The organism is Aureimonas pseudogalii (assembly GCF_014196835.1).
Lineage (GTDB): Bacteria > Pseudomonadota > Alphaproteobacteria > Rhizobiales > Rhizobiaceae > Aureimonas > Aureimonas pseudogalii.
Genome location: NZ_JACIEK010000001.1, coordinates 1,316,563 through 1,341,756, shown reverse-complemented (window position 1 = coordinate 1,341,756; position 25,194 = coordinate 1,316,563). Strand labels below are relative to the sequence as shown.

Genomic DNA, 25,194 nt, shown 5'->3' with positions numbered 1-25,194 from the left:
CTCTTCGAGGACACGACGTTCCCGCGATGACCGACGACATCCCCATCCGCCCGCGCCTCGTTCTGGCGACGACCCTCCTGCCCGACGGCGAGGCGGGCGTCTCGATGCTGCGCGCGGCGCTGGGGGCCGGCGACGTCGCCACCGTGATCGTCGATCCCGCCGGCCGCCCGGACGCGGCCTTCCAGGATTTCGCGGAAGGGATCGTGCCGATCGTGCAGGAGGCGGGGGCGGCGGCGATCGTCGCCGAGGACACGCGCTGCGCCGGCCGCTCCCGGGCCGACGGCTTCCACACCTCGGCCGGCGGCATCGCGGCGCTGCGCGAGGCGGTGGGCCGGCTGGCTCCCAAGCTCATCGTCGGGGGCTCGGGCTTCAACACGCGCCACGAGGCGCTGGAAGCCGGCGAGACGATGCCGGACTATCTGATGTTCGGAAAGCTGGGCGCCGACAACGATGCCGAGCCGCTGCGCCGCAATCTCGAACTCGCCGAATGGTGGGCCGCGATCGTCGAGATCCCCTGCATCGTGCAGGGCGGCGCCGATCTTGCCGCGCTGCCGCTGGCGATCGAGACGCGCGCCGAGTTCATCCTCCTGTCGGCCGCCGTGTTCGGCGAGCCTTCGGGGGTGGCTGCGCGCGTGCGCGAGGCCAACCGGCTGTTCGACGCGGTGCGCCAGGGCGAGGCGGCCTGAGCCATGCGGCGTCCGGCTTCCCGCGCGGGTCTCGCCCTTCTCGTCGCCCTTGCCACGGCAGGCGCCGCCGCGGCGCAGGAGACCGCCGCTCCGCCCTCGCTGCTCGTGCCTGCCGCACCGGGTGGAGCGCTCCCGGCAGAGCCTCTCGTGCCCGATGCCGCCGCGCCACCCGCGACGGCGCCCGCCGCCGCCCCGGCGCCCGCCTCTCCGCTCCTGCCGACGCCGATGGGCGCGGCGACGCTGCCCGACGAGGCGGCGGCCGCGGGCGAGACGCCGATCGCGCAGGCCTACGGCGCCTTCCAGCGCGGCTACTACCTTTCGGCCATGCGCCTCGCCGAGCCGCTCGCCAATCTCGGCGACCCCGCCGCGCAGACGCTTCTCGGCGAGATCTACGGGCGCGGCCTCGGCGTGCCCCGCGACGAGACGGAATCGGCGCGCTGGTACGCCATCGCCGCCAAGTCCGGCATGGCCGAGGCGCAGTTCCGCTACGCGCTGCTCCTCATCGACGGGCGCGTGGTGAAGAACGACGACGCCGCCGCGCGCGACCTGATGAAGTCCGCCGCCGACCAGGGCAATCCGCTGGCCGCCTTCAACTACGGGCAGATGCTCATCCAGTCCGCGCCCACCGGCGGCTTTGCCGAGGCGCTCGGCTATTTCCGCAAGGCCGCGGACGGCGGCGTACCCGACGCCGAATACGCGCTCTCCCAGCTCTATGCCTACGGCAAGGGCATGGAGAAGCCCGACGACGCGGAGGCCCGGCGCTGGCTGAGCGAAGCGGCGCGCGCCGGCCACGACACCGCGCAGATCGAGCTCGGCATCTGGCTGATCAACGGTCGCGGCGGCGCCGCAGTGCCCGCGGAGGGCTTCCGCTGGCTGAAGGGCGCGGCGGAGCGCGGCAATCCGATCGCCGTCAACCGCGTCGCCCATCTCTACAAGGACGGCGTCGGCGTCCCAGCCGATCGCTCGGAGGCCGGCAAGTGGATCGTGCTGGCCCGGCGGGCGTCGAATTCCGACACCGTGCTCGACGGCTGGTTCCGCGCGCTGCCCGAGGCCGAGCAGAAGGCGGCGCTGGAGGCGGCCAACCGGTTCCGCGCCGGCTGAGGCGGGGCGCCCTCGCGGGGCGAAGACTTGAATCGGCGGGGTTTTTGTGGTTTTCCCCGCGCTCCGGCCGCGCGGCGGTCCGGTTCCCCCATTTGAGCGAGACCGCCCGTCCGATGAAGATCAACGGCAATGAAATCAAGCCCGGCCATCTGATCGAGCATGCCGGCGGGCTCTGGGCGGCCGTGCGCACCAACCATGTGAAGCCCGGCAAGGGCGGCGCCTTCAACCAGGTCGAGCTGAAGAACCTGCGCGACGGCACCAAGCTGAACGAGCGCTTCCGCGCCACCGAGACGGTGGAGCGCTTCACGCTCGACCAGAAGGACCACCAGTTCCTCTACGCCGAGGGCGAGACGCTGGTCTTCATGGACAACGAGACCTTCGAGCAGTTGGAACTCGCCGCCGACTTCGTCGGCGATCGCGCCGCCTTCCTGCAGGACGGCATGAAGGTGACGGTGGAGAGCTACGAGGACACGCCGATCGGCATCCGCCTGCCCGACTACGTGGTGCTCGCCATCCGAGAGGCCGATCCCGTGGTGAAGGGCCAGACCGCCACCTCGTCCTACAAGCCCGCCATCATGGAAAACGGCATCCGCGTGATGGTGCCGCCCTTCATCGAGGCGGGCGAGCGCATTCTCGTCGACACGAACGACATTCTCTACGTGCGCCGCGCCGACTGATCGGCCGCGGGCGTCGAAGCCCATTGCCTGCCGCGGCCCGGCCGCGTGTTCTGAACTCGTTTTGAAGAAGGTTTCCCGCATGGCCCGTTCGGCGCTGATGAATGTCATGACGCAGGCCGCCATGAAGGCCGGCCGCTCGCTCACCCGCGATTTCGGCGAGGTGCAGAATCTCCAAGTCTCGATGAAGGGCCCCGCCGACTTCGTCTCCCAGGCCGACCGAAAGGCCGAGGAGGTCGTGTTCCAGGAGCTTTCGCGCGCCCGGCCCGACTGGGGCTTCCTCATGGAGGAGCGCGGCACGGTGGAGGGCAAGGACAGCCAGCATCGCTGGATCGTCGATCCGCTGGACGGCACCACAAACTTCCTGCACGGCATCCCGATGTTCGCGATCTCGATCGCGCTGGAGCGCGACGGGCAGATCGTCGCCGGCGTCGTGTTCAATCCCGCGCTCGACGAGCTCTATACGGCCGAGAAGGGCGGCGGCGCCTTTCTCAACGACCGCCGCATCCGCGTCGCGGCCCGCCAGAAGCTGCACGAATGCGTGCTCGCCACGGGCATTCCCTTCCTCGGGCATGGCGACCACGCGCGCTTTCTCTTCGAGGCGCGCCAGCTGATGGGCGAGACGGCCGGCCTTCGCCGCATGGGCGCGGCCTCGCTCGACCTCGCCTATGTCGCGGCCGGCCGCTTCGACGGCTATTGGGAGACGGGCGTCCAGCCCTGGGACATCGCGGCGGGGTCGATCCTCGTGCGCGAGGCCGGCGGCTTCGTCACCGACACGGACGGCGCCAAGTTCGACGCGGTGCAGGGCGACATCGCCTGCGCCAACGAATTCGTGCACAAGGGGCTGCTCGCCGAGTTGAAGAAGGCCAAGACCGCTTTGCGCGCCTCGCGCCAGCCGGCGCCCGCCGCGGCTGCGGACGTTACGCCTTAACCCGTTCGGGAACATTCGCTGGAACCTTCGCCGGGCACGCGTTAAAAGAGCATCGTCCATCCGCGCGAGCGTCGCGCCAGGGGAGGGCGAGCCGAACCGGATGATGTGTCGATGCAGGTCTTGAGTCCGTCACCGGAGAATGCGCGGCCGCTCGATGCGGGAGCCGAGCGGCTGGGAAGCCCGATGGTCTTCCTCTACGCGATGATCGTGTTCCTGGCGCTGGCCGGCTTCGTGGCGATGATCCTCGGCCGGCAGATCAGCGAAGCGTTCGTCACCAATCGCGGCCTGAACGGCCTGATCGGCGGCGTCCTCGTCGTCGGCGTGCTCCTGGCGCTCCTCCAGATCCTGCGGCTGCGCCGCGAGGTGCGCTGGGTCAACGCCCTGCGCGAGGGGGAGCTGGAGGGCGGCAAGGTCGCCTCGCCGAAGCTCCTCGCGCCGATGGCGGCCCTCGTCGCCGGCCGCCGCCACCCGATGGCGCTCGGCCAGACCGCGGCGCGCTCGGTTCTCGATTCCGTCGCGACCCGCCTCGACGAGGCGCGCGACACCTCGCGCTATCTCGTCGGCCTCCTCGTCTTCCTCGGCCTTCTCGGCACGTTCTGGGGCCTTCTGACCACGATCGGCTCGATCTCCTCCACCATCCAGTCGCTCGATCCCGGCACGGGCGACGCCGCCTCGGTGCTCGACAGCGTCAAGAACGGCCTCGCCGCGCCGCTTTCGGGCATGGGCACGGCCTTCTCCTCCTCGCTCTTCGGCCTCTCGGGCTCGCTCGTCCTCGGCTTCCTCGACCTGCAGGTCGGGCGCGCGCAGAACCGCTTCTACGTCGAGCTCGAAGACTGGCTCTCCACCGTCACCGATACCGGGCGCAGCGAAGCTCTCGCCGCGCTGCCGCCGGCGCAGGGGGGCGCCGTGGCGCTGCCGATCCAGAACGGCGCCGAGGAGTTCCGTCTCCTGTCGGACCGCATCAACCGCCTCGTCTTGGAGCAGAGCACCAGCCCGCGCACCTCCGCGGCGATGGCCAGTCTCGCCGAAAGCATCCAGGGCCTCGTCCAGCACATGCGCGGCGAGCAGCAGATGATGCGCGACTACATCGAGAATCAGGTGGACGAGCAGCGTCAGATGCGCCTCGTGATGGAGCGTCTCAACCATTCGATCTCCGAGATCGAGCGGAACTGACGGCGATGGCCCTGTCGCGCCGAGGCCGCCGCCGCGAGATCGACTACTGGCCGGGCTTCGTCGATGCCCTGTCGACGCTCCTCCTCGCCATCATGTTCCTGCTGTCGGTCTTCGTGATCGCGCAGTTCCTCTTGTCGCGCGACCTCTCCGGGCGCGACACCGTGCTCGACCGGCTGAACTCGCAGATCGCCGAGCTCAACCAGTTGCTGTCGCTGGAGCGCGCCAGCGCCACCGACTTCCAGGACCAGATCGCCGCCCTGCAGGCCTCGCTCGCCGGTGCCGAGACCGACCGCTCGCGCCTGCAGGCGGCGCTCGACCAGGGGCGCGCGCAAGCCGGCGCGGCGTCGGCGGGGCAGGGCGCCGGCGAACTCGCCGCGCAGGTCGAGAGCGAGCGTCAGGTCTCGGCGCAGGCCCGCGCCCAGATCGACCTTCTCAACCAGCAGCTCTCGGCGCTGCGCCAGCAGATCGCCGCGCTCGAAGACGCGCTCGGCGCCTCCGAATCGCGAGACCGCGAATCGCAGACGCAGATCGCCGATCTCGGACGCCGCCTCAACGTGGCGCTGGCCCAGCGCGTGCAGGAGCTGGCGCGCTACCGCTCCGACTTCTTCGGCCGCCTGCGCGAGATCCTCGCCGACCGCGAGAACATCCGCATCGTCGGCGACCGCTTCGTGTTCCAGTCCGAGGTGCTGTTTTCCTCGGGCGCCGACGTGCTGCAGCCGCAAGGCCAGGACGAGATGCGCCAGCTCGCCGCCGCCATCATCCAGCTCGACCGCGAGATTCCCTCCGACATCAACTGGATCATCCGCGTCGACGGCCACACCGACAACGTGCCGATCACCGGGAGCGGGCGCTTCGTCGACAATTGGCAATTGTCGACCTCGCGCGCGGCCGCCGTGGTGCGCTTCCTCGTGGAGAACGGCGTGCCGGCCAACCGCTTGGCGGCCACGGGCTTCGGCGAGTTCCAGCCGCTCGTCGCCGGCGACACGCCGCAGGACCGCGCCCGCAACCGCCGCATCGAGCTGAAGCTCACCGAGCGCTAGCGTGTCGCGGGCCGCCCGCCTTCTCGACCTCGTCGAGATTCTGCGCCGACACCGCCGGCCGGTGTCGGGGGCGGCGCTCGCCGCCGAGACCGGCGTTAGCCTGCGCACGTTGCGCCGCGACATCGCCGTGCTGCAGGGGCAGGGCGTGCCCGTGGAAGGCGAGGCGGGCGTCGGATACGTGCTGCGGCCCGGTCTCACGCTGCCGCCGCTCATGCTCGACGAGGACGAGATCGACGCGCTGGTGCTGGGTCTGCGCTTCGTCGCGCGGCGCCTGGAGGACGAGTTGGGCGCCGCCGCCGCCGGCGTGCTCGCCAAGATCGAGGCGGTGCTGCCGCAGGGGCGCTCCACCGAAGGTGTCGGGCTGGCCGTCGGCCACCGGCGCGGCGAGGGCCACCCCTGTCTGCCGGCCATCCGCGAGGCGATCCACCGCGAGGAGGTGCTCTCCATCCGCTACGTCGACAAGACGGGCGCGGCGACGCATCGGGCGGTCTGGCCCGTCCTCGTCGGGTTCTTCGAGGCCGCCGAGGTGCTGGCCGCCTGGTGCGAGCTGCGCCGCGACTTTCGTCACTTCCGGCTCGATCGCATCGCGGAAGCGGAGCCGGCCGGGCGGCGAATGGGCCGGCGCCACCGCGTGCTCCTCGCCGACTGGCGCCTCTCGCAGGATTGGGAGGGCGACGGCTGGTGACATGGGTTGACACCAGCCCGGTCCAGAATGGGTCCGTTCCAACGAGCGGAGGCCCGACGGCCATGACCCCCTACCTGCTGTTCCATGTCGACGATCCCCAGACCACCGGCGGCGCCCTGGCCGCGCTCCTCGAAGTCGAGCCGGTGGAGGCCTCGCCCGGTTTCGTCCTCTTCGTCCTCGCCGCTCTCAAGCTGGGTCTCTGGCGCCGCGAAGAGGTTCTCCCGCCTGCGGCCCGATCCGGCGAGAACGCCGAATTCGCGATGGGCGTGGATGGCGACGCCGCGGTGGATCGGCTCCATGCCCGCTGGCAGGCAGCCGGCGTTGCGATCCTCCAGCCGCCGACGCGGCTCGACTTCGGCTACAGCCTCACGGCTGCGCTACCCGGGCCGCTTCGGGTCCGCGCGTTCCACATCGCGGCAGATCCCGTCTAAGCCTATTCGGCGGCCGTCGGCGTCAGGGCCGCGTGGCCGGCTTCGAACTGGAGGCGGGCGAGGCGGGCGTAGAGGCCGCCGCGGGCGATGAGGGCGGCGTGCGTGCCCTCCTCGACGATGCGGCCGCCGTCGAGCACGAGGATCCGGTCGGCCTTGAGGATGGTGGCGAGGCGGTGGGCGATGACGAGCGTCGTGCGCCCCGTCATCAGCCGGTCGAGCGCGCGCTGCACCAGCACCTCGCTCTCGGCGTCGAGCGCCGAGGTCGCCTCGTCGAGGAGGAGGATCGGCGCGTCGCGCAGAACCGCGCGGGCGATGGCGATGCGCTGGCGCTGGCCGCCCGAGAGGGTCACGCCGCGCTCGCCGATCTCGGTCTCGAAGCCCTGCGGCATCGCCGCGATGAAGCGCTCGGCCTGCGCCGCTTCGGCTGCCGCCGCGACCCGGGCCGGCGAGGCGTCGGGCTCGCCGAAGGCGATGTTGGAGGCGACGGTGCCGGCGAAGATCGTGGTATCCTGCGGCACCAGCGCGGTGCGCCGGCGCAGCGTGCCGAGATCGGTGGCGGCGATGTCGACGCCGTCGACGAGGATGCGCCCGCTCGTCGGGTCGTAGAAGCGCTCCAGCAGCGCGAAGATCGTGGACTTGCCGGCGCCCGACGGCCCGACCAGCGCCACCGTCTCGCCCGGACGCACGGTGAAGGTGAGGTCGTGCAGCGTCGGGCGGGCGTCGGCGCCGGGATAGCGGAACGAGACGCCCTCGAAGCGGATGTCGCCGAGCGCGCGAACGGGGAGGGCGAGGGGCTGCGCCGGGGAGCGGATCGCCGGCTCCTCCTCCAGAAGCTCCGACAGGCGCTCGGTGGCGCCGGCCGCGGCCGTGAGATCGCCCCAGACCTCCGAGAGCTGGCCGAGCGAGGAGGCCGCGAAGACGGCGTAGAGGAGGAACTGGCCGAGCGTGCCGGCACTCATCGTGCCGGCGATCACCTGCCCCGCGCCGATCCAGAGCACGAGCACGATCGAGGTGGTGATCAGGAAGATCGCGAAGGCGGTGAGGAGGGCGCGGGCGGTGACCGAGCGCCGGGCCGCCTCGAAGGCCTCGTCCACCGAGGCCGCGAAGCGCGCGCGGGCGGCGGGCTCGCCGGTGAAGGCCTGCACGGTGCGCACCGCCGAGATCGCCTCGCCGGCATAGGCGCTGGCGGTGGCGAGGCGATCCTGCGCGGCGCGCGAGCGCCGGCGCACCGAGCGACCGAAGGCGACCAGCGGAGCCACGATAAGCGGGATCGCCGCGATCACGATCAGCGACAGGCCGGGGCTGGTCCAGGCCATCATGGCGAGGGCGCCGACGAAGAGGATGACGTTGCGCAGCGCCATCGAGGCGGTGGCGCCGACCGCCGACTTGATCTGCGTCGTGTCGGCCGTGAGGCGCGAGACGATCTCGCCGGAGAGGTTGCGATCGTAGAAGGCGGGCGAGAGCGTCAGCACGTGGTCGAACACGTCCTTGCGCAACTCGGCCACCACGCGCTCGCCGATGGTGATCACGAAATAGTAGCGGCCGGCCGAGGAGAGCGCGAGGACGACGCTCAGCACCGCCAGCATGGCGAAATAGGTGTCGACGAAGCTCGTGTCGCCGGACTGGAAGCCGTGGTCGACGACGCGCCGCACGGCCAGCGGAAACGACAGGGTGGTGATCGAGGCGAGGATGAGGAAGACGAGCGCACCGGCCACCAGCTTGCGCTGGCGCAGCACGTAGGGGGCGAGGCGCGCGAGGGGTTTCAAGGTCTTGCGGGGCTTGGGCGCTGCGACGCCCGAGGCGGTTGTCTCTGCCAAAATCGGTTCGTCCCTGCGGCTCTTGTGCCCTTATCGGCCCTGATGTATAGGCTCGCCCTTGAATTTGAAAGCGATCGCGCTTCTCATTCCATCCCCTCGACGACGCACCGTGCGGCTCTGCCGCAGGCCGTGCCGCGGGGTTGGGGCGGGTGCGAGCGCGAACGTCTGGAAGGACTGAAGAGATGCGCGAGAAGATCCACCCCGACTACCACACGATCACGGTCGTGATGACGAACGGCACCGAGTACGAGACCCGCTCCACCTGGGGCGCGGCCGGCGACAAGATGAACCTCGACATCGACCCGACCAGCCACCCGGCCTGGACCGGCGGCAACCAGCAGATGCTGGATCGCGGCGGCCGCGTCTCGCGCTTCAAGAAGCGGTACGAAGGCCTCGGCATCTAAGCCGGCCTCCGCCGTCTGGACGATCGAAGAACCCGGCCCCCGCGCCGGGTTTTTTGTTGCCGGTGTTTCCTCGCCCGACCTCCAGAGGCGAAAAAGGCGCCCTCCGTCGCCGGGAGCGCCTTGGTCGAACGGAGAGTCGGGCGGGATCAGACCGCGAAGGCGGTGCGCAGGAGATCGATCTGCTCGCCCACCGGGTTCGGCGCCGTCTCGTCGTCCGACGGACCCTCGCCGTAGACCTCGCGATCGATGAGGGCGATGCGGCGCTCCAGCATGATCGCGCGTTCCACCAGCCCGCGGAAGGCGACGGGCAGTTCGGGGAACTCCGGCATGCCGCTGCCCGATCCCACGCCTTCGAGGCGCACCTTCACCTTCTCGGCCTCGACCTGCGTGCGCGACATATCACCTTGGTTGGCGGCGCGCTGCAGCAACAGCCACGAGGCGACCTGCATCAGCCGCGTCGTCAGGCGCATCGATTCGGCGGCATAGAGCGTGGCGGCGGGCCTGGAGAGACCGCGCACGTCGCGCCGACCGTCGCCATCGAGATAGGCGGCGGTCTCGTCCACGAGGGTCATGCCCTCGTCGAAGATCGGCTGGAAGGAGGTCGAGAACGCCAGACGCTCCGCGAGGCGTACCGTCCGGCCGGCAAGGGGGAGATCGCGTGGCTTCTGGGTCATGGGGAGAGAACCGGCCTTCGGGCGAATCGTTGCATGGGCCGCGCCGGAGCCCACCGGTTCGTCCCGTTCATGCTTTCGACTTTCTCTCCTGCGGCCTCGCAAGGCAAGGCGCGACGGCGGCGTTGGTTAACGCTCGCGACAGGCTGGCCGATGCGCGCGAGGCGCGGCGATCGAGCCGGGATGCCTCGACATCGCCGCTCGCGTTCTAGCTTCTGCGGCAGGAACCGAGCGCGGAGACCAACGACGATGACCCTTCCCACGACCATGACGGTGATCGTCCTCGACGGGCATGGCGGGCCCGACGTGCTGAAACCCGCCGAGCGCCCGGTGCCGCGCCCCGGGCCGGGCGAGGTGCTGATCGCGGTGCGCGCCGCGGGGGTCAACCGGCCCGACGTGCTGCAGCGCAAGGGCGTCTATCCGCCGCCGCCCGGCGCGCCGGACTGGCCGGGCCTCGAGGTCGCCGGCGAGATCGCGGTCGTGGGCGAGGGCGTCGAGGACTGGCGCGAGGGCGACGCGGCGGTGGCGCTGATCGCGGGCGGCGGCTACGCCGAATACGCGCTGGCACCGGCGGGAAGCGTGCTGCCGCTGCCGCGAGGGCTCGACTTCGTCCACGGCGCGGCGATCCCCGAGACCTTCTTCACAGTGTGGAGCAACGTCTTCCAGCGCGGGCGGCTCGCGGCGGGCGAGACCTTTCTCGTCCATGGCGGCACTTCGGGCATCGGCACCACGGCGATCCAGCTCGCCCATGCCTTCGGCGCCCATGTCGCCACCACCGTCGGCAGCCCTGACAAGGCGGAGGCCGCGCGCCGGCTCGGCGCCGATCTCGCCATCGACTATCGGCGCGAGGATTTCGTGGAACGGCTGAAGGACTGGCAGGACGGGCGCGGCGTCGACCTGACGCTCGACATGGTGGGCGGCGACTATGCGGCGCGCAACCTGAAGGTGGCGGCGCCGGACGGGCGCATTGTGCAGATCGCCACCCTTCGCGGCGCGAAGGCGGAGATCCCGCTCGACCTCGTGATGACCAAGCGGCTGGTGCTGACCGGCTCGACGCTGCGCGCCCGCGACGTCGCGTTCAAGGCGGGCGTGGCGGCGGCGCTGCGCGAGCATGTCTGGCCGCTCATCGAGGCGGGCCGCGTGCGCCCGCTCGTCGACACCACCTACAAGCTGGGCGACGCCGCCGAGGCGCATCGGCACATGGATGTCGATCACATCGGCAAGATCGTGCTCGACCTGTCGTCGTAAGCGCGTCATTCGGAGGCCTCATCGCACCGGGGAGCGCCCGGGCTTCCTTGCGAAGGAATTGCGCACGTCCTATAGTCCACGCCGAATTCCCGGATCTGTGGCGTGACCACAGCCCGCCTCTCCGGAGCGGGCAAGAGGAGACTATTATCCATGGCTCAGCAGCTTCTGATGCCGAAGGCCACCGCGGTCTGGCTGGTCGACAACACGGCGCTGTCGTTCGAGCAGATCGCGGAGTTCTGCACGCTTCATCCGCTCGAGGTGAAGGCGATCGCCGACGGCGAATCGGCGCAGGGCATCAAGGGCATGGATCCCATCATCACCGGCCAGCTGACGCGCGACGAGATCGTGCGGGCCGAGAAGGACGCCAACCACCGCCTGAAGCTCGCGCCGCCCAAGGTTCGCGTGCCCGAGGCCAAGCGCAAGGGCCCGCGCTACACGCCGGTGTCGAAGCGCCAGGACCGGCCGAACGCCATCCTCTGGCTGGTGCGCAATCATCCCGAGCTGAAGGACCCCGCGATCTCGCGGCTGGTGGGCACCACCAAGCACACGATCGAGCAGATCCGCGAGCGCACCCACTGGAACTCGGCCAATCTCCAGCCGATGGATCCGGTGACGCTCGGTCTCTGCTCGCAGATCGATCTCGATCTCGAGGTCGAGAAGGCCTCGCGCGGCATGCCACGCCCGGAAGAGGCGGCCGAGGAGGAGCGCCTGCTCTCGGCGGCGCAGACCCAGAACTACCGCTCGCCCTCCTCGCGCGAGGACGGCGAGCTCGACGCCGCCGCGGTCTTCGCCAAGCTCACGGCGATGCGCTCCAACCGCGCCGAAGAGAGCGACGGCGAGGACGAGGACGCGCGCTGATCCGGCGAGGATCATCGTTCGTTTGTTGCCAGTTCAAGGAGAAGGCGGCCCCTGCGGGCCGCCTTTTTCGTCTGAGGGCAGGGCGTCGGCGGTTCAGCCGTTGCCCTTGAAGCTCGGATGCAGCGTCATGCCGCCGTCGACGAAGAGCGTCTGCCCCACCACGTAGTCGGAGGCGTCGGAGGCAAGGAACGCCACGGCGCGCCCGACATCCACGGGGTCGCCGACCCGCCCGTAGGGAATGAGCTGGAGCATCGACTCGAGCCCGCCTTCCTTCTCGCGCTCCAGCTTGTTGATGTCGGTAGCGATGGCGCCCGGGCCGACCGCGTTGACCCGGATGCCCTCGGCCGAGACCTCCTGCGCGATCGATTCCATCAGAAGCTTCAGGCCGCCCTTCGACGCCGCGTAGTTCACGTGAAACGCCCAGGGGATCGTCTGGTGCACGGAGGAATCGAAGATCAGCTTGCCGAGCGCGCGGCTGACCTCCGGGCGCCGGCCCTTCTTGCGAAAGCGGCGCACCGCTTCGCGCCCGACGAGGAAGGCACCGGTGAGATTGGTCGAGATCACCATGTTCCAGTCGTCGAGCGTCATCTCCGTGAGCTCGGCGTCCCTTTGCAGCCCGGCATTGGAGACGACGATGTCGATCGGTCCCAACTGCCGCTCGGCCTCGTCGAACATCGCGACCACGTCGCTCTCTGAGGCGACGTCGGCCTGCACTTTGAACGAGCGCCGGCCCATGGCGAGGATGTCGTCGACGGTCGCTTGCGCGTCACGCTCGGAGCCGTGGTAGTTCACCACGACGTCGGCGCCGGCGCGTGCCAGTTCCTTCGCGATGGCCTCGCCGATGCCCGACGAGGAGCCGGTGACGATAGCCGTCTGGCCGACGAGGGAGTGAAGGTCAGTCGATGCCATCGGGGTCCTCGATGATGGAGAAGGCCGCGTTGTGGGGATCGTCCGTGCCGCCGTTCAGCGCCTGGTCGAGCCAGATCGCGGCGGAGATCAGCGACAGGTGGGTGAGCCCTTGCGGGAAGTTGCCGAGATGCTCGCCCGCCGAGGAAAGCTCCTCCGAATAGAGCCCGAGATGGTTGGCGTAGGAATGCAGCTTCTCGAAGAGGAGGCGGGCCTCCGCGACATGGCCGGTGCGCGCCAGCGCCTCGACATACCAGAACGAGCAGATGGTGAAGCTGCCCTCCTCGCCCTCCAACCCGTCGCCGGCCTCGCCGGTGTTGTTGTAGCGCTTGACGAGGCAGTCGTGCACGAGATGCCGGCGCACCGCCTTCAGCGTGGAGGTCCACAAGGGGTCGCGCGGGTTGATGAACTTCACCAGCGGCATCAGCAGCACCACCGCGTCGATCGAGGTGCCGCCCTTGTACTGCGTGAAGGCGCCGAGATCGGCGTTCCAGAACTCGTCGAGGATCGTCGCCTGGATGCGGTCGCGCTCAAGCCGCCAGCGCAGCACGTCGGCCGGCAGCGACTGCGTGTCGGCGATGCGCAGCGCCCGGTCGAGCGCCACCCAGCACATCAGCCGCGACGACAGGTATTCGCGGTCCTCGCCCCGGCTCTCCCAGATGCCCTTGTCCGGCAGGTGCCAGTTGCCGCAGAGCCAGTCCGTCAGCCGCGACAGCTTGGCCCAGACCGCGAAGGACGGCTTGCCGCGCGCCTTCGTGGCGATGTAGACGGCGTCCATGAACTCGCCGAAAATGTCCATCTGCCGCTGCTTGTAGGCGGCGTTGCCGACGCGCACGGGGCGCGAGCCCTCGTATCCCGCGAGTTCTTCGAGCACGACCTCGGGGATCTCGCCGGTGCCGTCCATCGCGTACATGATCTGCAGGCCGCTCTCGCCCTCGCCGCCGCCCGGCTCCACCACGCGCTCCATCAGGAAGTGGATGAAGGCCTCGGCCTCGTCGTAATAGTTGAGCCGCGACAGGGCGTAGAGCGTGAAGGCGGAATCGCGCACCCAGCAGAAGCGGTAGTCCCAGTTTCGCTCGCCGCCGATCACCTCCGGCAGGCCGAAGGTCGCGGCGGCGGCGATGGAGCCGTGGCGGGCCGAGGTGAGGAGCTTCAGCGTGAGCGCCGAGCGCACCACGAGCTCGCGCCAGGAGGTGGGGTACTTCCCCTGCCGCACCCAGCGGTGCCAGTGGTCCTGCGTCTCCACGAAGGTCGCGCGCACGTAGTCGGGCGTGACGGGGCGGCATCCCGGCCGCGCCGGGCAGAAGACCACGTGGCAGGTCTCGCCTTCGGCCAGATCGATCGATCCCGCCGCCGTGTCGCCCTGCAGCGTCAAGGCGATCGGGGTGAAGACGAAGACCTCGACGGTGGCGCCGTCGGCTTCCCGCGTCCAGGCGATCGAGACGCCGCCGTCCACCGGCGTCAGGGTGGGCGGCGCGCCGCCGTATTCCGGGCGCGGCGCGAGGCGCAGGTCGAAGCGAACCGGGCCCATGATCGCCTTGGCGCGGCGCACGATGCGCCCCGAACCGTCCACCGGCATGAAGTCGGAGATCTCGCCGATCCCGTCGTCGCCGAGAAAGCGCGTGAGAAGGATGTTGGTGTCGGGCAGGTAGATCTGCCGGTGCTTCACGTCCCGCCGGTCGACGAAGAACCGGAAGGCGCCGCCGCGCTCGGGATCGAGCAGCCCGCAGAAGAGGCTGGGCGAGTCGATGTGGGGATGGCAGAAGAAGTCGATCGAGCCGTCCTCAGCGACGAGGGCGATCGTGTCCATGTCGCCGATGACGCCGTGCTGGGAGATGGCGTTCGGCGCGTGAGGGAGGCGTTGGACGGACAAGGGCGGCTCGTGGGATGGGCTCGGATCGGGATGCGCGGCAGATGGGTCGCGCTCGATCGAAGTAAAGCTGGGGAGAGCGCGCCCGCGTGCGCCGCTGCCTTTCAATTGCTCGATCGGCGTGCATCCACTATCCCAAGCTAAGGAGAGCCGGCCGCCTCGTGCCGCCGGATCGGTCCAAGTCCAGCGTGTCGAAAGGGCCGGGAGACATCATGAGCCAAATGGAGACGAGCCTGCGGCGTGCCCTCGAAGCGGGGGATGTGAGCGATCCGGCCTTCCGCGAGAGCATCTACGCGGCCTCCGAGCGGGCGCTCGAACGGATGCTGGAGTCGCGCGGCGCCGACGAGGCCGTGCGCTTCGAGCAGCGCTCGCGCCTCGCCGAGACGATCAACCGGGTGGAGGGCGAGCACGCGCAGGCCGACGACGCCGCCGCCGCCCATGACGAGGGCGAGGCGTTCGAGGAGGCCGGCGAGGCGCCCTACGACACGGCCGCACCCTATGACGACCGGGCCGCGCGTACCGAGGACCACGCGCCGCAGACCCTTGGGTCGGGCGCCGTCGGCGCGGCGGAGCCCGATGCCTGGACGCCCGGCGGAACCGGAGTGCCGAAGAGCGGCGCGCCCACACGCTCGCGGTTTGCCGTGCCGCTCGCCGCGGTGGTCTTCGCCGTGCTCCTCGCGGTTCTCGCCTATGTCCTGGCCGGCGCGGTGCGCGGCGGCTCGGACGCCGCCACGACCGGCGCGGTCACCGGCGACGCGTCGTCCGATGCGCTGGCCTCGGCGTCGGATCTCGGCTGGATCGACGTCTTCGACGGCAACGACCTCGAGGCGCTGTCGACGCCGAACGGCGGGCGCATCGAGACGGTGGCCAAGCCCGACGAGCGCGAGGCCGTGCGGGTTTCCGCGCCCACGGGCGGCGAGGGCGAGGTGCTCTTGACGATGGGCGCCGGCGTCATGCGCCAGATCTCCGGCCGGCAGGTGCGCATCGAACTCACCGCCGGCTCGCCCAATGCCGCGCTGCGCGAGTTCGGCATCCGGTGCCTCGCCGCGGACCAGTCCTTCTGCGATCGCCAGCGCTTCTCCACCGCGATGAGCGAGGAGGCCTTCGTCTTCGACGTCGCCGTTCCCGCCGGCGTCACCTCGGCCGGCTCGATCGCCATCGGCCCCGGCCTCAACGGCACGCCGAACGACGTCGACATCTACGCGCTGCGGATCCGCGCGCTCGGCTGACCGTCATCGCCGCGTCGAAGAACGCGTGCAGACTGGCGAGTTCCTTCGACGGTTCGCTGGGGGAGTCCGACCCCCGTGGCGGACCCGGGCGAGCCGGTCCGCCCGCCGTGCGGGCCCGTGCGAGACCGACCTTGGACCAGCCTGCCGCATGAGCGAATCCTTCCCTTCCGAACAAGCCTACCCCTCGCGGCGGCTGCGAACGGCGCGCTCGGGCGTGCTCGCCGCGATCCTGGCGCTGGGGCTCGGCGCCTGCGCGCTCGCCGCCGCCGAAACGCGCGCGATCGTGGTCGCGACGCTGGCGATCGCCGCGCTGTGGGTGGCGACGCGGCGCGGCGCGGCGGCGACCCGCCGCTTCCGCACGCAGCCGCGCATGCGCGCCGCGCCGCTCTGGCCCGACGCCAGCGTCAAGGCGGTGGTCGCCGCGATGCGCGAACCCGCCTTCGTGATCGACCGCAACCTGGCGCTGCGCTTCGGCAACGAGGCCGCCGGCCGCGCCTTCGGGCTGGCGCCGCTCGGCGACCCCTTCCCCATGCGCTTTCGCGCGCCCGAGCTTCTCGCAGCGCTCGAGGCCGCCGTCGCCGCCGACGAGGCGCAAAGCGTCGAGTTCTCGGAGCGCACGCCGATCGACCGCGCCTGGTCGGTCGACATCCTGCCGATCGGGGCGTCGGTCGAGACGCGTGCGCCCTTCCTGCTCATTCTCTTTCGCGACCGCACCCAGGCCTCGCGGCTGGAGCGCATGCGCACCGACTTCGTCGCCAATGCCAGCCACGAGCTGCGCACGCCGCTCGCCTCGCTCACCGGCTTCATCGAGACGCTGAAGGGCCCGGCGCGCGACGACGCGTCCGCGCGCATCCGCTTCCTCGACATCATGGGCGACCAGGCCGCGCGCATGTCGCGCCTGATCGACGACCTGCTCTCGCTCTCGCGCATCGAGACCAAGCGCCGGCTGCGCGCGGACGAGCGGGTGGATCTCGCCGACGTGCTCGGCGCCGTGGTGCAGCAGTTCGCGATTCCCGCCGCCGAGAAGGGCCTGCCGATCGAGACCGAGGGGCTGGCGGCGGGCGCGATGCTCGTCAACGGCGACCGCGACGAGCTCATCCAGGTCTTCGCCAACCTCGTGGAGAACGCCTGCAAATACGGCGACGGCGGCAGCCGCGTGGTCGTCGGGCTGAAGCGCGAGGGCAGCCGGGTCGAGGCCTTCGTGCAGGATTTCGGCCGTGGCATCGCGCCCGAACACGTGCCGCGGCTGACCGAGCGCTTCTACCGCGTGGAGGAGGGGAGCAGCGGCGTGCGCGGCACCGGGCTCGGTCTGTCGATCGTTCGCAACGTCCTGATCCGCCACGCGACGCGCCTCCACGTGCGCTCCGCGCCGGGCGCGGGCTCGACCTTTTCGGTGCGATTTCCGCTCCTGCGCCGAAGCGATCAAAATACCTGATAAAAATCAATTATTTGCACTGTCATAAAGATGAAAAGGGACTGTCATATAGGAGTTGCGGCAAACCGCTAGACAACAGGCGGAACCCGCGCCGTTAAGTTTCGTGAAAGCTTCGGTGGCTTCCGCAACGAATTTTCGACGGAGAACGTCCCGTGTTGAAGACAATGATCGCCGCACTGACGCTTGGCACCGCCGGCCTCGTGATCGCCGGCCCGGCCGCCGCGCAGAACGCCAAGCCGCTTCAGGTCGCGGGTTCGTCCACCGTCCTGCCCTATGCGCAGATCGTGGCCGAGAATTTCGGCGAGATCTATCCGGACTTCCCGACCCCGGTGGTCGAGTCCGGCGGCACGGGTGCCGGCCTCAAGCAGTTCTGCGCCGGCGTCGGCGCCGACACGTTGAGCGTCGCCAACGCCTCGCGCGCCATCAGCGCCAGCGAGCGCGAGACCTGCACCAAGAACGGCGTGACCGACATCCAGGAGGTCAAGTTCGGCTATGACGGCATCGTCTTCGCCACCGACGCCGCCGGCCCGGACTGGAAGCTGACGCCCGACCTCGTCTTCAAGGCGCTGGCCGCCAAGACCGTGGTGGACGGCAAGGTCGCCGACAACACCGCCAAGACCTGGAAGGACGTCGACGCCTCGCTCCCCGCTTGGCCGATCTCGGCCTACATCCCGGGCGAGAAGCACGGCACGCGCGAGGTCTTCGAGACCAAGCTTCTCGACGCCGGCTGCAAGGGCACCGGCGCGCTCGAGGTCTTCAAGGCCTCAGGGCTCGACGACAAGGCCGCCACCGCCCAGTGCCATCAGGTCCGCAAGGACGGCGCGGTGGTCGACATCGACGGCGACTACACCGAGACGCTCGCCCGCATCGACGCCAACAAGCAGGCCGTGGGCGTGTTCGGCCTCGCCTTCTACGAGCAGAACCAGGACAAGCTGAAGGTCGCGACCATCAGCGACGTCGTGCCCTCGGTCGAGACCATCTCCACCGGCACGTATCCGGTCTCGCGCCCGCTCTACTTCTACGTCAAGAAGGCGCATGTCGGCGTCGCGCCGGGCCTCAAGGAGTTCGGCGACTTCTTCCTGTCCGAGCAGATGATCGGCCCCGAGGGCCCGCTCGCCCAGTACGGCCTGGTGCCCGCGCCCGACGCCGAGCGCGAGGCCTACCGCGCCGATTTCGACGCCGGCAAGACCATGTGATTTCCGCTCGGGTAGGCGGGGTCGGCCTCGGTCGTCCCGTCCGCCTGCATCTTCGGCCGGGGCGCTCCTCGCGAGCGCCCCGGTCTCGATCCTCATCAACCGGGCGGCAGGGGTTCTTCGGTGTCATTCATCGCGATCATGGCGATCGTCGCTCTCATCGGGGCCGTCGGCGCCGTTCTGGGCTATCGCAAGAGCCGGGCCCTGGTGCCCGATCCCGGCCAGAAGCTGCATTCGCGGCCGACCTATCACGCCTCCTACGTCTTTTCCTTCTCGGCCGTGCCGGCGCTGGTGCTGCTCGTGATCGGCCTCGTGGTGGCACCCATCGTGGTGTCGCGCTCGGTGCATGCCGATCTCGCCTCCAACGGCCTGGTGCGCGAGGGCATGACGCCCGAACTCGCGCTGCAGCTCGTCGACGCCCTGTCGTCCGGCCTTCGCGCGCTGCCCGCCGACGAGCTCGCCGCGATCGACGGCAAGCCGATCGAGGAGGTCTCGCCCCTGCTGCAGCGGCGCGGCGTCGCCATCGCCACCGCCACCGAGAGCGGCATGGTGGCGCCCGCGGTCGCCAAGATCCGGCTGGAAGACACCCTGCGGCTCGTGACGGCCGCCGTGGCGATCGCCGCGGCGATCGCGGGCGTCGTCTTCGCGCTCGGTCGCATCGCCGTGCGCCTTCGCGCCCGCAACCAGGTCGAATACGTGGTGCAGGGGATCCTGGTGATCTGCTCCTCGATCGCCATTCTCACCACCGTCGGCATCATCCTCTCAATGCTGACCGAGAGCCTCGACTTCTTCTCGCGCATCGATCCGATGAGCTTCTTCTTCGGCACGGTCTGGGATCCCCGCTTCGCGGCGGCGGGCTCGGGCGGCGCGGAAGGCCAGTTCGGCCTCGTGCCGCTGCTCGCCGGCACGCTCTACATCGCCGCCGTCGCCATGCTCTTCGCCGTGCCCGTCGGCCTCTTCGCCGCGATCTACATGGCGGAATACGCCTCCGGCGCGGTGCGCTCGGTGGTGAAGCCCCTGCTCGAGGTGCTCGCGGGCATTCCGACGATCGTCTACGGCTTCTTCGCCCTCGTCACGGTCGGGCCGTTCCTGCGCGACATCTCGTCCGACATCAACCGCCTGCTTACCGGCGACTTCACGAGCTTCATCCAGGCACAGTCGATCCTCACCGCGGGCCTGGTGATGGGCATCATGCTCATCCCCTTCGTGTCCTCGCTCTCCGACGACATCATCACCGCGGTGCCGCGCTCCTTGCGCGACGGCTCGCTCGGCCTCGGCGCCACGCGCTCCGAGACGGTGAAGCGCGTGGTGCTGCCCGCGGCCCTGCCGGGCATCGTCTCGGCGCTGCTGCTGACGGCCTCGCGCGCCATCGGCGAGACGATGATCGTGGTGCTGGCGGCGGGCGTCGCCGCGCGGCTCACGGTCAATCCGTTCGAGGCGATGACGACGGTGACGGTGAAGATTGTCAACCAGCTGACCGGCGATCTCGAGTTCAACTCGCCGCAGACCCTCGTCGCCTTCGCGCTGGGCATCACGCTCTTCGTGCTGACGCTGATCCTCAACATCATCGCCCTGACCATCGTCCGCAAGTACCGGGAACAGTACGAATGAGCGACACCACCATCGGCCGCGCGGCACCGGCCATCCCCACCGCCGCCCGCCCGCCCCGCCGCGACATCGGCATCAAGCGCCGATACGCCGCCGAGCGTCGCTTCAAGGCCTACGGGCTCGCCGCCATCGGCGTCGGCCTCGTGTTCCTCGTGGCGCTGTTGTGGACGGTGATCGGTCAGGGCTACACCGCCTTCTGGCAGACGCAGATCCGCGTTCCCGTGACCTTCTCGCCGAGCGTGATCGACCCGCGGGGCGTCGCGGCGAAGGATCCGTCGGTGCTGCGGATCGCCAACTATCCCAAGCTCGTGCAGGACGCGATCGCCACCAAGCTCGGTCTCGACCTCGCCAACCGGGCCGACGTGCGGCTCGCGAGCGAGCTCGTGTCGCAGTCGGTGCGCACCCAGCTCGCCGGGATCGTCCTCGACGACCTGTCGGTGATCGGCACGACGCAGGACGTCTGGGTCTACGCCAACTCCACGGTCGACAGTGCGGTGAAGGGGCAGTTCGACCTGTCGATCCCCGAGGACCGGCGCCCGATCAAGGACCGCCAGCTCGAATGGATCCGCCAGCTCGAGGCGTCCGGCGATCTGGAGCAGCGCTTCAACACCGGCCTCTTCACCTTCGGCGCGTCGAGCCGGGCGGAGACGGCGGGCGTCGGCGTCGCCGCCATCGGATCGCTCTACATGATGGGCATCGTGCTCGCCCTGGCGCTGCCGATCGGCGTCGCCGCCTCGATCTATCTCGAGGAGTTCGCGCCGAAGAACAGGTTGACCGACCTCATCGAGGTCAACATCAACAATCTCGCGGCGGTGCCCTCGATCGTCTACGGCCTGCTCGGCCTTGCGGTCTTCATCAACTGGTTCGGGTTGCCGCGCTCGGCGGCGCTCGTCGGCGGCCTCGTCCTGACGCTGATGACGCTGCCGACGATCATCATTGCCACCCGCGCGGCGCTGAAGGCGGTGCCGCCCTCGATCCGCGCCGCCGCGCTCGGGCTCGGCGCCTCCAAGACGCAGATGGTGTTCCAGCACGTTCTGCCGCTCGCCATGCCCGGCATCCTCACCGGCACGATCATCGGCCTCGCCCACGCTCTCGGCGAGACCGCCCCGCTCCTCCTCATCGGCATGGTCGCCTTCGTCGCCAACTACCCGACCACGCCGATGGACCCCTCGACCGCTCTGCCCGTGCAGATCTACATGTGGGCCAACGAGGCCGAGCGTGCCTTCGTGGAGCGCACGTCCGGCGCGATCATCGTGCTGCTTCTCTTCCTCGCCGTGATGAACATCACGGCCATTATTCTCCGCCGCCGCTTCGAGCGACGCTGGTAGGAAAGGCGACCGGAACCTCATGATGGAAAACTTCTCCTTGAACGCCGCTCATCACACCACCGCCGTCGTCGCCCCCGTGTCCAAGATGCGCGGCGAGAAGGTCGCCGTCTTCTACGGCGCCAAGCAGGCGCTCTTCGAGGTCGATCTCGACGTCTACGAGCGTCAGGTCACCGCGCTGATCGGGCCGTCGGGCTGCGGCAAGTCCACCTTCCTGCGCACGCTCAACCGGATGAACGACACGGTGGAGGGCGCCCGCGTCGCCGGCAAGATCACGCTCGACGGCGAGGACATCTATGACCGCTCGATCGACGTGGTGGAGCTGCGGGCGCGCGTCGGCATGGTGTTCCAGAAGCCGAACCCGTTTCCGAAATCGATCTTCGAGAACGTCTCCTACGGTCCCAAGATCCACGGGCTGGCGCGCTCCAAGGCCGATCTCGAGGAAATCGTGGTCTCCAGCCTGCGCCGCGCCGGCCTCTTCGAGGAGGTCAAGGACCGGCTCGACGAGCCCGGCACCGGGCTTTCGGGCGGCCAGCAGCAGCGCCTCTGCATCGCGCGGGCCATCGCCGTCTCGCCCGAGGTCATCCTCATGGACGAGCCCTGCTCGGCGCTCGACCCGATCGCCACGGCGACCGTCGAGGAGCTGATCGACGAGCTGAAGCAGAACTACACGATCGTCATCGTCACCCACTCGATGCAGCAGGCCGCGCGCGTCTCGCAGCGCACCGCCATGTTCCATCTCGGCAAGATCGTGGAGGTCGGGGCGACCGAGAAGATGTTCCAGAACCCCGACGACAAGCGCACCCAGGACTACATCACCGGCCGCTTCGGCTGATCGGGCGGCGGCCGGCGCCGCCGCCAACCCCGCCCCGCCGCCCGCGCGTTCCGCGCCAGGGCGCGGCCAGGACCGGAAGACGGAGCTCGAGGACCCATGGAACAGCACATCGTCTCGTCCTACGACGAGGAACTGAAATTCATCCTGCGTCGCATCTCCGAGATGGGCGGCCAGGCCGAGCGCATGGTCGAGCAGTCGGTCGCCGCGCTCATCCGCTCCGACTGGGGTCTGGCGCAGTCGGTGGTGGCCGACGACATGCTGCTCGACGCCGCGCAGCGCGAGGTCGACGAGCGGGCCATCATGACCATCGCCAAGCGCCAGCCGATGGCGCAGGACCTGCGCGAGATCGTCGGCGCGATCCGCATCTCCAGCGATCTCGAGCGCATCGGCGATCTCGGCAAGAACATCGCCAAGCGGGTGATCGCGACGCACGACCACGTGCAGCCGATCCAGCTGGTGCGCGGCATCGAGCATATGTCGGAGCTGGCGCTGTCGCAGCTCAAGGACGTGCTCGACGCCTATGCGACGCGCGATCACGTGCGGGCCGAGGAGATCCGCACCAACGACGCCGAGATCGACGCGATGTACACCTCGCTCTTCCGCGAGCTCTTGACCTACATGATGGAGGATCCGCGCAACATCACCGCCTGCACGCATCTCCTGTTTTCGGCCAAGAACATCGAGCGCATCGGCGACCACGCCACCAACATCGCCGAGACCATCTACTACATCAAGACGGGGCGGCAGATCGAGACCGACCGGCCGAAGGGGGATTCCACGCCCTCGATGACGACGCCCGAGCGCCTGCTCACGCCGGCCTCCGGCGACGGCGCCGCGTGACGCCCATGAACGCGCGCATCGCCGTGGTGGAAGACGAGGAGGCGCTCGGCGTCCTCCTGCGCTACAATCTGGAGTCGGAAGGCTACACCGTCGACACGATCATGCGCGGCGACGAGGCCGATCTCCGGCTGAAGGAGGTCGTGCCCGACCTTCTCATCCTCGATTGGATGCTGCCGGGCCTCTCGGGCGTCGAGCTCTGCCGGCGCCTGCGCACGCGGCCCGAGACCGAGCGCCTGCCGATCATCATGCTGACGGCGCGCGGCGAGGAGAGCGAGCGGGTGCGCGGGCTCTCGGTCGGGGCCGACGACTACGTGGTGAAGCCCTTCTCGACGCCCGAGCTGATGGCGCGGGTGCGCGCCATGCTGCGCCGGGTGAAGCCCGAGCGCATCTCCTCGCAGCTCTCGGCCGGCGACATCGATCTCGACCGCGAGACCCACCGGGTGCGCCGCTCGGGGCGCGAGGTGAAGCTCGGACCCACCGAGTTCAAGCTGCTGGAGTTCTTCCTGCAGTCGCCCGGCCGCGTCTTTTCGCGTGAGCAGCTGCTCGACGGCGTCTGGGGTCGCGACATCTATGTCGACGAGCGCACGGTGGACGTTCATGTCGGGCGCCTGCGCAAGGCGATCAACCGCGGCCGCCAGCGCGATCCCATCCGCACCGTGCGCGGCGCGGGCTACGCGCTCGACGAGACCTTCACCGCGGGCACGGCGCGCTCGGTGGCGAGCCGCTCAGAGACGGTCTGACTGCTGGTCTCGGTGGCAAGCCCGCCGCAGGGCGGGTGATCGGGCAGGGCAAGTCAGGGCAGGGCTTCGGGGGCGGCCGGGACGGGCGTCCCGCCGACCCGGTAGGGGTCCGCTCAGCCTTCGGCCGGGGTCTCCGGCTCGTCCTTGGCGTAGGGCTCCACGGGCCCCTTCAGCTTGATCGTCAGCGGCTTGCCGCGGCGATCCTTGGCATTGCCCGCCACGACGCGGATCCAGCCCTCGCTCACACAATATTCCTCGACATTGGTCTTCTCCGCTCCCTTGAAGCGGATGCCGACGCCGCGCGACAGCAGCGCCTCGTCGTAGAAGGGGCTGTCGGGATCGATGGACAGGCGGTCGGGAAAGGGTGTGTCGCTCATGGCGCGCCTCATAGCCGATCCCGCGCCGGGAGACCAGACGTCGAGCGTCGGGGGCGAAAGCGATCGGCCGGACGGCGGCCGATGCGCGGGATCGATGGTGCGGCGCCGCCCCGGATCGCTTCGAGAACCTTGATCTCGCGCCGCGCGGCGTCAGCGTCTTTCACGCTCCGCGCATGAAAAAGGCCCCGTCGCCGGGGCCTCGATCGATGTCGCCGTTTTGGCTGGCGCCTAGCGCGCTCGGCGGCGCTCCGACACCGGCTGGAAGGCGATGCGCGCGTGATACTGGCAATAGGGCGAGGCGTCGTGCGAGTGGTTGCCGCAGAAGCGGAACTCGGCCGAGAGCGGGTCGCCGAGCGGCCATTTGCAGGTGCGCTCGGAGAGCTGCACGAGCGTCAGGTTGCGCGAGATCGGCACGACCTCGCCGCTCGGGCGCGGCTCGGCAATCGTTTCGACCTCGCCGAGAACGTCCTCCTCCGGCTCGATCTTCAGCGCGTTGGCGCCCATCACCGCATGGAGCGTGGGCCGCGACGGCGCGGTGGTGGCCGGCACGGGTGTGGCCTGCATCGGGGTCGCCTGCACGGGGGTGAGGATGCGCGGGGCCGCGACGATCTCGGGGGCGGGCACGGGAACGCTTTCCACGAGCACGGGGCGCGAGGGCTTGGGAACGGCCACCAGAACCGGCATCTCGGCCGCCGTCGCCGACTTGAGCCGGCTGTCCAGCTTCAGGCGATGAACCTTGCCGATGACGGCGTTGCGGGTGACGCCGCCGAGTTGCCCGGCGATCTGGCTGGCGCTCTGCCCCTCGCCCCATAGGCGCTTCAGGAGGTCGATCCGTTCGTCGGTCCAGCTCATGAACTGACTCCTCGTTCTTGGGATCCGGTGCGGCGGTGATGGAAGCCAAGGGCTTATTCAAAGCGAACCACAACATCTGTGGTTTCGCGAGACCCGGGCGCACGAGATCTGGTGTTTGGAAGAAAGTTACCGCATGGCTGGACTCTGTGGCAAGAGTCGCACAGTGTTGCGCGAATCGATTTTTCCCTTATCAACAGCTTGTCCGGCCCGCGCCGTGCTTCCTTGCGGGGCGAAGGCCGCCGCTCCGCTAGCCCGCCTACTGGCC

25 protein-coding genes are annotated in these 25,194 nt (G+C 69.7%); 19 read left to right on the top strand and 6 right to left on the bottom strand.

The window, feature by feature from the left end; all coding sequences use genetic code 11:
• Positions 1 to 26 precede the first annotated feature (26 nt).
• From GGR04_RS06400 to GGR04_RS06365, 8 genes are all read left to right on the top strand, one after another.
• A complete protein-coding gene (locus GGR04_RS06400; protein WP_183198921.1) occupies positions 27 to 686 on the top strand; it encodes a thiamine phosphate synthase in 660 nt (219 codons plus the stop codon).
• Positions 687 to 689: 3 nt separating this feature from the next.
• Entirely contained in the window at positions 690 to 1,787 is a 1,098-nt protein-coding gene (locus tag GGR04_RS06395; protein ID WP_183198920.1) for a tetratricopeptide repeat protein, read from the top strand.
• Between the two features lie 113 nt (positions 1,788 to 1,900).
• Positions 1,901 to 2,464 carry an elongation factor P gene (gene efp, locus GGR04_RS06390; protein ID WP_183198919.1) on the top strand — a complete coding sequence of 188 codons (564 nt, stop codon included), beginning with the start codon at positions 1,901 to 1,903 and terminating at the stop codon, positions 2,462 to 2,464.
• 79 nt (positions 2,465 to 2,543) lie between these two features.
• Positions 2,544 to 3,392, top strand: coding sequence for an inositol monophosphatase family protein (locus GGR04_RS06385; RefSeq protein ID WP_183198918.1), 849 nt, complete (start codon positions 2,544 to 2,546; stop codon positions 3,390 to 3,392).
• 111 nt (positions 3,393 to 3,503) lie between these two features.
• Positions 3,504 to 4,565, top strand: coding sequence for a flagellar motor protein MotA (locus GGR04_RS06380; protein ID WP_183198917.1), 1,062 nt, complete (start codon positions 3,504 to 3,506; stop codon positions 4,563 to 4,565).
• 5 nt (positions 4,566 to 4,570) lie between these two features.
• Positions 4,571 to 5,605, top strand: a complete 1,035-nt coding sequence (locus GGR04_RS06375; RefSeq protein WP_183198916.1) for a peptidoglycan -binding protein — start codon at positions 4,571 to 4,573, stop codon at positions 5,603 to 5,605.
• Position 5,606: 1 nt separating this feature from the next.
• Positions 5,607 to 6,290: a helix-turn-helix transcriptional regulator gene (locus GGR04_RS06370; protein ID WP_183198915.1), complete on the top strand. Its 684-nt coding sequence runs from the start codon at positions 5,607 to 5,609 to the stop codon at positions 6,288 to 6,290.
• A 62-nt stretch (positions 6,291 to 6,352) separates the two neighbouring features.
• Positions 6,353 to 6,721 (top strand): VOC family protein, encoded by a 369-nt coding sequence (locus GGR04_RS06365; protein WP_183198914.1) that lies wholly within the window; start codon positions 6,353 to 6,355, stop codon positions 6,719 to 6,721.
• A gap of 2 nt (positions 6,722 to 6,723) precedes the next feature.
• Here GGR04_RS06365 and GGR04_RS06360 read toward each other — a convergent pair whose 3' ends face one another.
• The gene (locus GGR04_RS06360; protein ID WP_246392680.1) at positions 6,724 to 8,538 is read right to left on the bottom strand and encodes an ABC transporter transmembrane domain-containing protein; all 1,815 of its coding nucleotides are present in this window, start codon (positions 8,536 to 8,538) and stop codon (positions 6,724 to 6,726) included.
• 182 nt (positions 8,539 to 8,720) lie between these two features.
• On the opposite strand from GGR04_RS06360, the gene rpmE reads away from it, so the two are divergent.
• The gene (gene rpmE / locus GGR04_RS06355; RefSeq protein ID WP_062206301.1) at positions 8,721 to 8,942 is read left to right on the top strand and encodes a 50S ribosomal protein L31; all 222 of its coding nucleotides are present in this window, start codon (positions 8,721 to 8,723) and stop codon (positions 8,940 to 8,942) included.
• Between the two features lie 146 nt (positions 8,943 to 9,088).
• Here rpmE and rcdA read toward each other — a convergent pair whose 3' ends face one another.
• Positions 9,089 to 9,616, bottom strand: a complete 528-nt coding sequence (gene rcdA, locus GGR04_RS06350) for a protease adaptor protein RcdA (protein ID WP_183198913.1) — start codon at positions 9,614 to 9,616, stop codon at positions 9,089 to 9,091.
• A 246-nt stretch (positions 9,617 to 9,862) separates the two neighbouring features.
• On the opposite strand from rcdA, the gene GGR04_RS06345 reads away from it, so the two are divergent.
• Together GGR04_RS06345 and GGR04_RS06340 are read left to right on the top strand one after the other, a co-directional pair.
• Positions 9,863 to 10,861 (top strand): NAD(P)H-quinone oxidoreductase, encoded by a 999-nt coding sequence (locus tag GGR04_RS06345; RefSeq protein WP_183198912.1) that lies wholly within the window; start codon positions 9,863 to 9,865, stop codon positions 10,859 to 10,861.
• A 150-nt stretch (positions 10,862 to 11,011) separates the two neighbouring features.
• A complete protein-coding gene (locus GGR04_RS06340) occupies positions 11,012 to 11,719 on the top strand; it encodes a DUF1013 domain-containing protein (protein WP_183198911.1) in 708 nt (235 codons plus the stop codon).
• A 93-nt stretch (positions 11,720 to 11,812) separates the two neighbouring features.
• On the opposite strand, the gene GGR04_RS06335 is transcribed toward GGR04_RS06340, so the two are convergent.
• Both GGR04_RS06335 and GGR04_RS06330 read right to left on the bottom strand, forming a co-directional pair.
• On the bottom strand, positions 11,813 to 12,628 hold the full coding sequence (locus GGR04_RS06335; RefSeq protein WP_183198910.1) for an SDR family oxidoreductase: 816 nt from the start codon (positions 12,626 to 12,628) through the stop codon (positions 11,813 to 11,815).
• The gene (locus GGR04_RS06330; protein WP_246392679.1) at positions 12,615 to 14,498 is read right to left on the bottom strand and encodes a glycoside hydrolase family 15 protein; all 1,884 of its coding nucleotides are present in this window, start codon (positions 14,496 to 14,498) and stop codon (positions 12,615 to 12,617) included. Before GGR04_RS06330 ends, GGR04_RS06335 begins: the two co-directional genes overlap by 14 nt.
• Positions 14,499 to 14,707: 209 nt before the next feature.
• On the opposite strand from GGR04_RS06330, the gene GGR04_RS06325 reads away from it, so the two are divergent.
• From GGR04_RS06325 to phoB, 8 genes are all read left to right on the top strand, one after another.
• Entirely contained in the window at positions 14,708 to 15,724 is a 1,017-nt protein-coding gene (locus tag GGR04_RS06325; protein WP_183198909.1) for a hypothetical protein, read from the top strand.
• A 148-nt stretch (positions 15,725 to 15,872) separates the two neighbouring features.
• Entirely contained in the window at positions 15,873 to 17,159 is a 1,287-nt protein-coding gene (locus tag GGR04_RS06320; protein ID WP_183198908.1) for an ATP-binding protein, read from the top strand.
• 167 nt (positions 17,160 to 17,326) lie between these two features.
• Positions 17,327 to 18,355: a PstS family phosphate ABC transporter substrate-binding protein gene (locus tag GGR04_RS06315; protein ID WP_376769827.1), complete on the top strand. Its 1,029-nt coding sequence runs from the start codon at positions 17,327 to 17,329 to the stop codon at positions 18,353 to 18,355.
• Positions 18,356 to 18,475: 120 nt separating this feature from the next.
• Positions 18,476 to 19,963 carry a phosphate ABC transporter permease subunit PstC gene (gene pstC / locus GGR04_RS06310; RefSeq protein ID WP_312857405.1) on the top strand — a complete coding sequence of 496 codons (1,488 nt, stop codon included), beginning with the start codon at positions 18,476 to 18,478 and terminating at the stop codon, positions 19,961 to 19,963.
• Positions 19,960 to 21,288, top strand: a complete 1,329-nt coding sequence (pstA, locus tag GGR04_RS06305; RefSeq protein ID WP_183198907.1) for a phosphate ABC transporter permease PstA — start codon at positions 19,960 to 19,962, stop codon at positions 21,286 to 21,288. The genes pstC and pstA overlap by 4 nt, the downstream gene beginning before the upstream one ends.
• A gap of 19 nt (positions 21,289 to 21,307) precedes the next feature.
• The gene (gene pstB / locus GGR04_RS06300; RefSeq protein WP_376769815.1) at positions 21,308 to 22,120 is read left to right on the top strand and encodes a phosphate ABC transporter ATP-binding protein PstB; all 813 of its coding nucleotides are present in this window, start codon (positions 21,308 to 21,310) and stop codon (positions 22,118 to 22,120) included.
• Between the two features lie 96 nt (positions 22,121 to 22,216).
• Positions 22,217 to 22,960 carry a phosphate signaling complex protein PhoU gene (gene phoU / locus GGR04_RS06295; RefSeq protein WP_183198905.1) on the top strand — a complete coding sequence of 248 codons (744 nt, stop codon included), beginning with the start codon at positions 22,217 to 22,219 and terminating at the stop codon, positions 22,958 to 22,960.
• A 5-nt stretch (positions 22,961 to 22,965) separates the two neighbouring features.
• Positions 22,966 to 23,700: a phosphate regulon transcriptional regulator PhoB gene (gene phoB, locus GGR04_RS06290; protein ID WP_183199040.1), complete on the top strand. Its 735-nt coding sequence runs from the start codon at positions 22,966 to 22,968 to the stop codon at positions 23,698 to 23,700.
• 113 nt (positions 23,701 to 23,813) lie between these two features.
• On the opposite strand, the gene GGR04_RS06285 is transcribed toward phoB, so the two are convergent.
• Together GGR04_RS06285 and GGR04_RS06280 are read right to left on the bottom strand one after the other, a co-directional pair.
• A complete protein-coding gene (locus tag GGR04_RS06285; protein WP_183198904.1) occupies positions 23,814 to 24,077 on the bottom strand; it encodes a DUF3297 family protein in 264 nt (87 codons plus the stop codon).
• A gap of 228 nt (positions 24,078 to 24,305) precedes the next feature.
• Positions 24,306 to 24,929, bottom strand: coding sequence for a GcrA family cell cycle regulator (locus tag GGR04_RS06280; RefSeq protein WP_183198903.1), 624 nt, complete (start codon positions 24,927 to 24,929; stop codon positions 24,306 to 24,308).
• Positions 24,930 to 25,194 lie beyond the last annotated feature (265 nt).

What these genes read in the sequence shown, in the direction of transcription:
- pstB (WP_376769815.1), top strand. Translation starts at nt 21,308, where the DNA reads ATGATGGAAAACTTCTCCTTGAACGCCGCTCATCACACCACCGCCGTC.
- GGR04_RS06325 (WP_183198909.1), top strand. Translation starts at nt 14,708, where the DNA reads ATGAGCCAAATGGAGACGAGCCTGCGGCGTGCCCTCGAAGCGGGGGAT.
- phoU (WP_183198905.1), top strand. Translation starts at nt 22,217, where the DNA reads ATGGAACAGCACATCGTCTCGTCCTACGACGAGGAACTGAAATTCATC.
- GGR04_RS06280 (WP_183198903.1), bottom strand. Translation starts at nt 24,929, where the DNA reads ATGAGCTGGACCGACGAACGGATCGACCTCCTGAAGCGCCTATGGGGC.
- pstA (WP_183198907.1), top strand. Translation starts at nt 19,960, where the DNA reads ATGAGCGACACCACCATCGGCCGCGCGGCACCGGCCATCCCCACCGCC.
- GGR04_RS06345 (WP_183198912.1), top strand. Translation starts at nt 9,863, where the DNA reads ATGACCCTTCCCACGACCATGACGGTGATCGTCCTCGACGGGCATGGC.
- GGR04_RS06395 (WP_183198920.1), top strand. Translation starts at nt 690, where the DNA reads ATGCGGCGTCCGGCTTCCCGCGCGGGTCTCGCCCTTCTCGTCGCCCTT.
- efp (WP_183198919.1), top strand. Translation starts at nt 1,901, where the DNA reads ATGAAGATCAACGGCAATGAAATCAAGCCCGGCCATCTGATCGAGCAT.
- rcdA (WP_183198913.1), bottom strand. Translation starts at nt 9,616, where the DNA reads ATGACCCAGAAGCCACGCGATCTCCCCCTTGCCGGCCGGACGGTACGC.
- GGR04_RS06320 (WP_183198908.1), top strand. Translation starts at nt 15,873, where the DNA reads ATGAGCGAATCCTTCCCTTCCGAACAAGCCTACCCCTCGCGGCGGCTG.
- GGR04_RS06400 (WP_183198921.1), top strand. Translation starts at nt 27, where the DNA reads ATGACCGACGACATCCCCATCCGCCCGCGCCTCGTTCTGGCGACGACC.
- GGR04_RS06380 (WP_183198917.1), top strand. Translation starts at nt 3,504, where the DNA reads ATGCAGGTCTTGAGTCCGTCACCGGAGAATGCGCGGCCGCTCGATGCG.
- GGR04_RS06365 (WP_183198914.1), top strand. Translation starts at nt 6,353, where the DNA reads ATGACCCCCTACCTGCTGTTCCATGTCGACGATCCCCAGACCACCGGC.
- GGR04_RS06340 (WP_183198911.1), top strand. Translation starts at nt 11,012, where the DNA reads ATGGCTCAGCAGCTTCTGATGCCGAAGGCCACCGCGGTCTGGCTGGTC.
- GGR04_RS06335 (WP_183198910.1), bottom strand. Translation starts at nt 12,628, where the DNA reads ATGGCATCGACTGACCTTCACTCCCTCGTCGGCCAGACGGCTATCGTC.
- GGR04_RS06285 (WP_183198904.1), bottom strand. Translation starts at nt 24,077, where the DNA reads ATGAGCGACACACCCTTTCCCGACCGCCTGTCCATCGATCCCGACAGC.
- phoB (WP_183199040.1), top strand. Translation starts at nt 22,966, where the DNA reads ATGAACGCGCGCATCGCCGTGGTGGAAGACGAGGAGGCGCTCGGCGTC.
- GGR04_RS06375 (WP_183198916.1), top strand. Translation starts at nt 4,571, where the DNA reads ATGGCCCTGTCGCGCCGAGGCCGCCGCCGCGAGATCGACTACTGGCCG.
- GGR04_RS06385 (WP_183198918.1), top strand. Translation starts at nt 2,544, where the DNA reads ATGGCCCGTTCGGCGCTGATGAATGTCATGACGCAGGCCGCCATGAAG.
- rpmE (WP_062206301.1), top strand. Translation starts at nt 8,721, where the DNA reads ATGCGCGAGAAGATCCACCCCGACTACCACACGATCACGGTCGTGATG.